10 protein-coding genes are annotated in these 8,139 nt (G+C 69.1%); 6 read left to right on the top strand and 4 right to left on the bottom strand.

The features are described from left to right. The 5 genes from PV363_RS04045 to pstB form a co-directional block, all read left to right on the top strand. Window positions 1–256, top strand: a 256-nt coding sequence (locus tag PV363_RS04045; RefSeq protein ID WP_301021726.1) for a hypothetical protein, incomplete at its 5' end; no start/stop codon positions are given. 150 nt (window positions 257–406) lie between these two features. Then, window positions 407–1,504: a phosphate ABC transporter substrate-binding protein PstS gene (gene pstS / locus PV363_RS04050; protein WP_301021727.1), complete on the top strand. Its 1,098-nt coding sequence runs from the start codon at window positions 407–409 to the stop codon at window positions 1,502–1,504. Between the two features lie 85 nt (window positions 1,505–1,589). Next, window positions 1,590–2,555, top strand: coding sequence for a phosphate ABC transporter permease subunit PstC (gene pstC, locus PV363_RS04055; protein WP_301021728.1), 966 nt, complete (start codon window positions 1,590–1,592; stop codon window positions 2,553–2,555). Beyond that, window positions 2,552–3,661: a phosphate ABC transporter permease PstA gene (gene pstA, locus PV363_RS04060; protein ID WP_220346020.1), complete on the top strand. Its 1,110-nt coding sequence runs from the start codon at window positions 2,552–2,554 to the stop codon at window positions 3,659–3,661. The genes pstC and pstA overlap by 4 nt, the downstream gene beginning before the upstream one ends. Further along, entirely contained in the window at window positions 3,658–4,524 is an 867-nt protein-coding gene (pstB, locus tag PV363_RS04065) for a phosphate ABC transporter ATP-binding protein PstB (RefSeq protein ID WP_255560595.1), read from the top strand. The genes pstA and pstB overlap by 4 nt, the downstream gene beginning before the upstream one ends. A gap of 80 nt (window positions 4,525–4,604) precedes the next feature. Here pstB and PV363_RS04070 read toward each other — a convergent pair whose 3' ends face one another. The 4 genes from PV363_RS04070 to PV363_RS04085 all read right to left on the bottom strand — a co-directional run bounded on the left by PV363_RS04070 (window position 4,605) and on the right by PV363_RS04085 (window position 7,740). Continuing rightward, entirely contained in the window at window positions 4,605–5,615 is a 1,011-nt protein-coding gene (locus PV363_RS04070; protein WP_301021729.1) for an inorganic phosphate transporter, read from the bottom strand. 2 nt (window positions 5,616–5,617) lie between these two features. Next, a complete protein-coding gene (locus tag PV363_RS04075; protein WP_220343323.1) occupies window positions 5,618–6,235 on the bottom strand; it encodes a DUF47 family protein in 618 nt (205 codons plus the stop codon). A 127-nt stretch (window positions 6,236–6,362) separates the two neighbouring features. Then, complete coding sequence (locus PV363_RS04080) at window positions 6,363–6,530, bottom strand: hypothetical protein (RefSeq protein ID WP_220343771.1); 168 nt, start codon at window positions 6,528–6,530, stop codon at window positions 6,363–6,365. Window positions 6,531–6,666: 136 nt separating this feature from the next. Then, window positions 6,667–7,740, bottom strand: a complete 1,074-nt coding sequence (locus tag PV363_RS04085) for a serine hydrolase domain-containing protein (RefSeq protein ID WP_301021730.1) — start codon at window positions 7,738–7,740, stop codon at window positions 6,667–6,669. Window positions 7,741–7,804: 64 nt separating this feature from the next. Here PV363_RS04085 and PV363_RS04090 point away from each other — a divergent pair. Further along, on the top strand, window positions 7,805–8,139 hold a 335-nt coding region (locus PV363_RS04090; protein WP_301021731.1), incomplete at its 3' end, for a MarR family transcriptional regulator.

Below are 8,139 nucleotides of genomic sequence, written 5' to 3' on the forward strand. Positions count from 1 at the left end.
ACGCGTCAGGTCCATCCGCAGCCTGATCGCCTCCGGCCTCCCCACCCGGCTCGTGCGGGTCGTCCTCGACGTCGAGGCGCTCGCCGACGACGAGCTCTCGCCTTCCTGCACCCGACAGGTCGCCGAGATGCTCCATGCCGAGATGCGCTCGCTGGAGGACAAGATCGCCTGCCTGACCAAGAGCCGGGACACCGTGGAGCGCTATCTGCAGCGCACGCGGCACGGCGACCTCGCGGGCGTCGCAGAGCCCGCCTGACGCCGACGGCCGCCGGACGGCGCCCGAACTCGTCAGGCAGCGTTCACCTGCGGTTCACCTCCGTCCGCCTGCCGCTTCACCTCTGCTGCCTAACGTCACCAGCGACACCACAAGTCTGGACATGACGTTTCCCAGAGAGGGAAGAACACCGTGAACCGCACCAAGCTCCGCGCCGCTGCGCCCCTGGCGCTCGCCGCGACCGTGGCCCTGGGCCTCTCCGCCTGCGGGGCGGGCAACGAGGCCGGGGCCGACGACTCCGCCACCACCAGCGAGCTCAGCGGCACGCTCAACGGTGCCGGCGCCAGCTCGCAGGAAGCGGCCGTCGCCTCGTGGAAGCAGGGCTTCCAGACCGCGAACCCCGACGTGACCGTCAACTACGACCCCGCGGGTTCAGGGGCCGGCCGGGAGCAGTTCCTCGCCGGCGGAACCGACTTCGCCGGGTCCGACGCGTACCTCGACGACGAGGAGCTCGCGGCCGCGGAGAAGCGCTGCAGCTCCGACGTGGTCGAGGTCCCGACCTACGTCAGCCCGATCGCGGTCATCTACAACCTGCCGGGCGTCGACGGCCTCAAGCTCTCACCCGACACGCTCGGCAAGATCTTCGCGGGCACCGTCACCACGTGGGACGACGCGGCCATCAAGGCCGACAACCCCGATGCCGACCTGCCCTCGTCGACGATCACGCCGGTCCACCGCTCCGACGACTCGGGCACCACCGAGAACTTCACCGCCTACCTGGCGGCGGCGGGCCCTCAGGGTTGGACCGCAGGCGAGGTCGAGACCTGGCCGCTCAAGGGCGGAGAGGGTGCGCAGGGCACCTCCGGAGTCGTGGCCGCCGTCCAGGGCGGCGAGGGCACGATCGGCTACGCCGACGCGAGCCAGGCCGGTGACCTCGGCGTCGCCTCGCTGAAGGTGGGCGAGGAGTACGTCGGTCCCAGCCCGGAGGCCGCCGCCAAGGTCCTGGAGGCCTCGAAGCAGAAGGAGGGCCGCGGCGACACGCACATCGTGATGGACATCGACCACACCACCACCGAGTCCGGGGTCTATCCGGCGGTCCTGCTCTCGTACCAGATCGCGTGCCTCGAGTACGACGACGAGGCCAAGGCCGACCTCGTCAAGGGCTGGCTGTCGTACGTGGCGAGCTCCGACGGCCAGAAGGCCGCCGCCGAGGGCGCCGGCTCAGCGCCGCTCACGAGCGCGCTCGAGGAGCGCATCACCGGCATCGTCGACGGAATCTCGGCGAAGTGACTCTCCTGCGGGTGGCCGCCCGAGCCGGGGGGTCGGGCGGCCACCCGCAGGACGCTCGCCATCGTGACCACCAGAGGACCAGTCCGTGAGCGAAACCTCCACCCCGTCCCCGTCGCGGGACACCACCGACACCGGGCCGGCTTCCGGCCGGGTCGGCGACCGCGTGTTCCTCGGGATCTCCCGTGGCGCCGCCCTGACGATCCTGGCCATCCTCGCCGGCGTCGCGATCTTCCTGACCGCCGAGGGGATCCCGGGGATCACCGCATCGCCCGACGAGGTCAAGAGTGGCGAGTCGTTCCCGTCGTTCGTGCTCCCCCTGGTCTTCGGAACCCTGTGGAGCGCAGCGCTCGCGCTGGTCATCGCAGTCCCCCTCGCCGTCGCGGTCGCGCTGTTCGTCACCTACTACGTCCCTCGCCGGCTGGGACAGACCCTCGGGTACGTCATCGACCTGCTCGCCGCCGTACCCTCCGTCGTCTTCGGCCTGTGGGGCATGCGGGTCCTCGCCGGACAGCTCGTCGGCCCGTACGAGTGGCTCGAGAGGACCCTGGGTTTCCTGCCCTTCTTCGCCGGGCCGGCATCGGCCACGGGGCGGACGATCCTCACCGCGGCGGTCGTCCTGGCCGTGATGATCCTGCCGATCGTGACCGCGATCGCCCGGGAGGTCTTCCGCCAGACACCGGTCCTCCTGGAGGAGGCGGCGCTCGCGCTCGGCGCGACCCGCTGGGAGATGATCCGTACCGTCGTCCTGCCTCACGGCCGCTCCGGCATGATCGGCGGCGCGATGCTCGGACTCGGCCGTGCTCTGGGCGAGACGATGGCGGTCGCGATGGTCCTCTCGGCCTCCGGTGTCATCACCCTCGACCTCATCAGCTCGACGAACCCGAGCACGATCCCCGCCAACATCGCGCTCCAGTTCAACGAGGCCTCCGGTCTGACGGTGAACGCGCTGATCGCCTCCGGCCTGGTGCTGTTCGTCATCACCTTCGCCGTCAACTTCGCCGCCCGCGCCGTCGTGAACCGGCGCAAGGAGTTCTCGGGAGCACACGCATGAGCACGAGGAACCGCAGCGGAGACACGCTCGCACCTCCACCCGCACCGCAGCGGGACGAGGCAGCCCTCGCGCTGCGCGGCTGGCACCAGCCACGGCTCCCGCGCGGAGCCGGCTGGTACGCCGCGGCGCTGGCGGTCGTCGTCGCCTCCGCCCTGCAGGCCGGCCTCGGCCTCCCGCTCCTCCCCTCGCTGCTGACCGGCTGGGCGGTGCTCGGGATCGGGCTGCCCTCGCTCTCTCGTGCGGTCGAGGGTCGCCGCAAGGCGGTCGACCGGCTGGTGTCCATCATGGTCTCGAGCGCCTTCGTGCTGGCCATGGTGCCCCTGGTCTCGATCCTGTGGACCGTCGTGAAGAACGGGCTGCCGGTCCTGTCCTCGGAGTTCTTCACCTACTCGATGCGCAACGTCGTCGGCGAGGGCGGCGGCATCTACCACGCGGTCTGGGGCACGGTGCTCATCACCGCCGCCGCAGCGGTGATGTCGGTCCCGCTCGGGCTGCTGACCGCGATCTTCCTCGTCGAGTACGGCGGTGACGGTCGGCTCGCGAAGGTGGTCCGCTTCCTCGTGGACGTGATGACCGGCATCCCGTCGATCGTCGCGGGACTGTTCGCCTATGCATTGTTCGTGGTGTTCTTCGGACCCGGCGTCCGGATGGGAATCGCCGGCGCCGTGGCGCTCACCGTGCTGATGACCCCGGTCGTCGTCAGGTCGTCGGAGGAGATGCTCCAGCTCGTCCCGCACGAGCTCCGGGAGGCGGCCTACGCGCTCGGAGTGCCGAGATGGCGCACGATCGTCAAGGTCGTCCTGCCGACCTCGATGGCCGGCCTCGTCACCGGGGTCACGCTGGCCGTCGCCCGCGTGATCGGCGAGACGGCACCGCTCCTCATCACCGTCGGCATCACCGACTCGTCGAACTTCACCCTGTTCGACGGGCGCATGGCGACGCTCCCGGTGTTCACCTACAGCTCCATCATGAGCCCCGGCGTCCCGCCGGAGCCCTCCATCGCTCGGGCCTGGGGTGCCGCACTCGTGCTGATGCTGATCGTGATGGTGCTCAACCTCGTGGCCCGACTCGTGACCTACTTCTTCTCCCCGAAGGGCAAGCGATGAGCATGCGATCAGTACTCCGTGACTCCGTCCCGACGCCGGTTCCGACTCCGGCCGTCACCGCCGTGGGCGGTGGATCCCGTCGGCCGGCGATCGGCATCGACGTCGAGGACCTCGACATCTACTACGGCGACGTCCAGGCGGTGCGCGGGGTGACACTGGCGATCCCGGCCCAGTCGGTGACCGCCGTGATCGGCCCGTCGGGCTGCGGCAAGTCGACGTTCCTGCGGTCGTTGAACCGCATGCACGAGGTCGCACCCGGCGCCCGGGTCGACGGCACCGTCCGCGTGGACGGGCGCGACCTGTACGCCGCCGGCGTCGACCCGGTGCTCGTGCGCCGGGAGATCGGGATGGTCTTCCAGCGACCGAACCCGTTCCCGACGATGTCGATCCGTGACAACGTGCTGGCCGGCGTACGCCTCAACGGCGGACGGCTCAAGAAGGACGCCGCCGAGGCGGTCGTCGAGCGGTCGCTGCGCGGCGCGAACCTCTGGGACGAGGTCAAGGACCGGCTCAACCGCCCCGGCGCCGGGCTCTCCGGCGGACAGCAGCAGCGGCTCTGCATCGCCCGCGCGATCGCGGTCGAGCCGCAGGTGCTCCTCATGGACGAGCCGTGCTCCGCCCTCGACCCGATCTCCACCAGCGCCATCGAGGACCTGATCGGGCAGCTCAAGAGCGAGTACACGATCGTCATCGTCACGCACAACATGCAGCAGGCGGCGCGGGTGTCGGACGAGACCGCCTTCTTCAACCTCGCGGGGGTGGGTGAGCCGGGTCAGCTCGTCGAGTCGGGAGCGACGACGAAGATCTTCTCCAACCCCGACAACCCGTCGACCGAGGCCTACATCACGGGGCGCTTCGGCTGACGGATGGCGTGCACGCGACAGCGCCCCTCCGACGTGACGTCGGAGGGGCGCTGTCGTTGGACGGCGGTGCTGGGAGGCCGCTAGGGCAGGAACAGGCTGCCGACGCCGTACGTCGCGGCTGCGACGGCGGCGGCCGCCGGGATCGTGACGATCCAGGCCAGCACGATGCCGCGGGCGACGCCCCACCGGACGGCGCTGAACCGCTTGGTCGCGCCGGCACCCATGATCGACGACGTGATCGTGTGGGTGGTCGAGACCGGCGCGTGCAGGCCGATCGCCATGACGTAGAGCACCGCTGCGGCGGTGGCCTCCGCCGCGAAACCGCGAGCGGGGTCGAGGTGGATGATGCGGCGCCCGAGCGTACGCATGATCCGCCAGCCACCGGAGTAGGTACCGAGCGAGATCGCCGTGGCAGCCCCGACCTTGACCCACAGCGGGATCCCGTCGTCGGCAGCCGCGTAGCCGCCGGCCAGCAGCGCGAGGAACATGACGCCCATCGTCTTCTGCGCGTCCTGCAGCCCGTGCCCGAGCGCCATCGCCGCCGCGGAGACGGTCTGCGCGAACCGGAAGCCCCGCATGGTGCGGTGCGGGTTGCGGTTCCGGAAGATCCACATGATCGACAGCATCAGCAGGAAGGCGCCGGTGAAGCCGACCACAGGTGAGATCACCATCGGGATCGCGACCTTGTCGACCACCGTGGCCCACTCGACCGTGCTCGCCGAGGCGATGCCCGCTCCGACGAGACCACCGATCAGCGCGTGCGACGAGGACGACGGAAGTCCGAAGTACCAGGTGATGAGGTTCCAGACGATCGCGCCGACGAGCGCGGACAGGACGACGGTGAGGCCGTGGTTGCCCTGCCCCTCCACGCCGTCGGCGATGATGCTGCCGACCGTGTCGGCGACCTCGGTCCCGAGGAACGCTCCGATGAAGTTCATGATGGCGGCCATCACCAGGGCGACACGCGGCGTCAGTGCCCGGGTGGAGACCGATGTCGCGATGGCGTTGGCCGCGTCGTGGAAGCCGTTGGTGTAGTCGAAGATCAGCGCGACGCTGATCACGAGGATCACCATGACCAGGGTGAGGTCCACCCTCAGGACTCCTTGACGGCGATCTGCTCGACCGTGTTGGCCACGGACTCCAGGGCGTCGACGGCGTCCTCGAGGGACTCGACCACGTCCTTGAGCTTGAGGACCTCGAGCGCCTTGTACTCGCCGGAGAAGAGCTTGGCGAGGATGCGGCGGTAGTCGCGGTCCGCCTGGTTCTCGAGTCGGTTGATCTCGATCCAGTACTCGGACAAGTCCGTCATGGTCCGCAGTCGCGGCATCGCCTCGGCGGTCAGCTCGCACCCGCGCTGGATGACCTCGACCATCGACGCCATCCGGGACGGGAGGGAGTCGAGCTCGTAGAGGACCACGAGGTCGCCCGCCTCTTCGATGAAGTCCATGACGTCGTCGAGGCTGCTCGCGAGCTTGTAGATGTCCTCGCGGTCGAAGGGAGTGACGAACGTCTGGTTGACGCGGTTGATGATCGCGTGGGTGGTGTCATCCGCGGCGTGCTCGACGTCGCCGAGCTGCTTGGCGACCGCATCACGGTCTGCCGTGACGTCCAACATCTGCGCCAGCAGGTTGCTGCCGTCCACGAGGTGGCCGGCAAGCTCAGTGAAGAGGTCGTAAAACGACGTTTCGGTCGGTCGGATTCGCAACCGCACGACAATGCTCCCGTCAGGGGGTGGGTGGGCCGGATCAATGGTAGAACCTTGCCCCTACTCCCGCGCACCTCGCCCCGCGTCCTCATCCATCTCCCGGTCAGCAGCAGACCCGGGCCGAGCAGGTCGATCAGGCGCAGCGGCGGCGGGGCCGGACCCCGAGGATCTCGTCGACCGCCTGCTGGCTCAACGGCCCCGCGGCCTCCGACGCGGCAATCATCAGATTGCTCGTCATCTCGATCTCGTCGAGCACATCCTGGTCGCGAAGCCGGACGTCCAACGGCTCAGGTGTAGCCACTACGGCCTCCTCGCAGAACTAGAACGGCAGTACGACTTAGGCTAAGGGCATCCCGACGGGTTCGTCGGATGATCGCCAAATCCACAGAAAGTCTACGGACCGGGTACGGCGAGACGTGGAATCGAAACGGTGCCGGTCAGGCATCGAGCACAGCGGCCACGAGGTCGACGTTCTCTGGCGCACCTCCGCCGCCGCCCGCGAGGAACCGACGGCGGGTGTAGCTGTAAGCGATACCGCGTCGGGGGTCGGCGAACGCCTGAGCGCCGACGGCCCCGCTGTGTCCGAAGCTGTCTCGCCCGAGGCGGGGGTACCGCACGGCCTGCGCTTCGAACCCGAGCAGAAAGTGGTCCTGCTCGCCGGTGACGAGATCGACGCCGGCACTGTGCGGCTTGGTGAACTCGCCCAAGGTCTCCGGCCTCAGCAGCGGCGGACGATCGTCGACCTCGCTGATGGCTGCCGCGTACATCCGGGCGAGCCCGCGAGCGTTGCCGACGCTGCCTGCCGAGGACGGGCCGAGGGCGCGCACGGCACGGGTGTTGGCGAGCTCGACGAGATCGGTGGGGGTGTTGAAAGCGATGCCGGTGAGGCTGTGCGGGTCAGGCAACGGCTGCTGCTCGATCGCCGGCAGCACCGGCAGGTAGCGCGACTCGAGCTCGAGCGGCAGGCCGAGGAAGAAGTCCAGTCCGTACGGCTCGCGGACGCGTTCCCGGTACAGCTCTTGGATCGACTGTCCGGTTGCCCGACGCACGACCTCGCCGACGAGCGCGCCGAGGACGAACGCGTGGTAGCCGTATGCCGTCCCAGGTTTCCAGTACGGCGCTTGGTCGGCCAGCCGCTCAGCGAGGAGGCGGTCGTCGGCCAGCTCCTCGCTGGTGAATCCTCCGTCGACACCGATGAGACCAGCGCGATGGGTCAGCAGCTCGCGAAGGGTGATGTCGACCCCCAGCTCGGGCCAGTAGTCGCCCACTCGACGGTCCAGCTCGAGGACGGCGTCCTGCACGAGCATCGCGACGACGAGATGCACCGCACCCTTGCCCGAGGAGAACAAAGCCAGCAACGAGTCCCCAGACAGCCCTGTCCACAGATCGACGACCTGCCGCCCGTCCTTGTAGACCGCGAGCTGAGCCTCCAGGCCGGGCTCGCGGACGGCGACGATCTCGAACGCATCCCGCACTTGGCCGAAGCCCGGAGCCGCCGTCCCTTCGATCACCGGCACGACGGTATAGTCACCGAAACGAACAGTCAAGATAGGTGACTACCTGAGGCGAGGCGGCGTGACACGACGGAGTGAGCGCAAGGAAACGAGTCCTGACCTGGGCATCTTGTCCAGCCGCCTGCTGTTCGCGGTCCAGGACGAGCTCTTCGAGAACCTCGCGGTTCAAGGCCACCCCGGGCTACGCCCCCGCCACGGCGCCGTCCTCGCCTACCTCGACGAGGAAGGCAGTCGCGCGACCGAGCTGGCGCACCGTTCCGGCCAGCACAAGCAGGTCGTAGGAAAGCTCGTCGACGAGCTCGAGGCCCTCGGCTATGTCGAGCGTCGGCCAGACCCGACAGATCGTCGCGCCAAGCTCGTCGTGCCGACAGCACGGGGCCTCGACGAGATGACCCG

This window comes from Mumia sp. (assembly GCF_028803055.1).
Lineage (GTDB): Bacteria > Actinomycetota > Actinomycetes > Propionibacteriales > Nocardioidaceae > Mumia.

What these genes read in the sequence shown, in the direction of transcription:
- pstA (WP_220346020.1), top strand. Translation starts at nt 2,552, where the DNA reads ATGAGCACGAGGAACCGCAGCGGAGACACGCTCGCACCTCCACCCGCA.
- pstB (WP_255560595.1), top strand. Translation starts at nt 3,658, where the DNA reads ATGAGCATGCGATCAGTACTCCGTGACTCCGTCCCGACGCCGGTTCCG.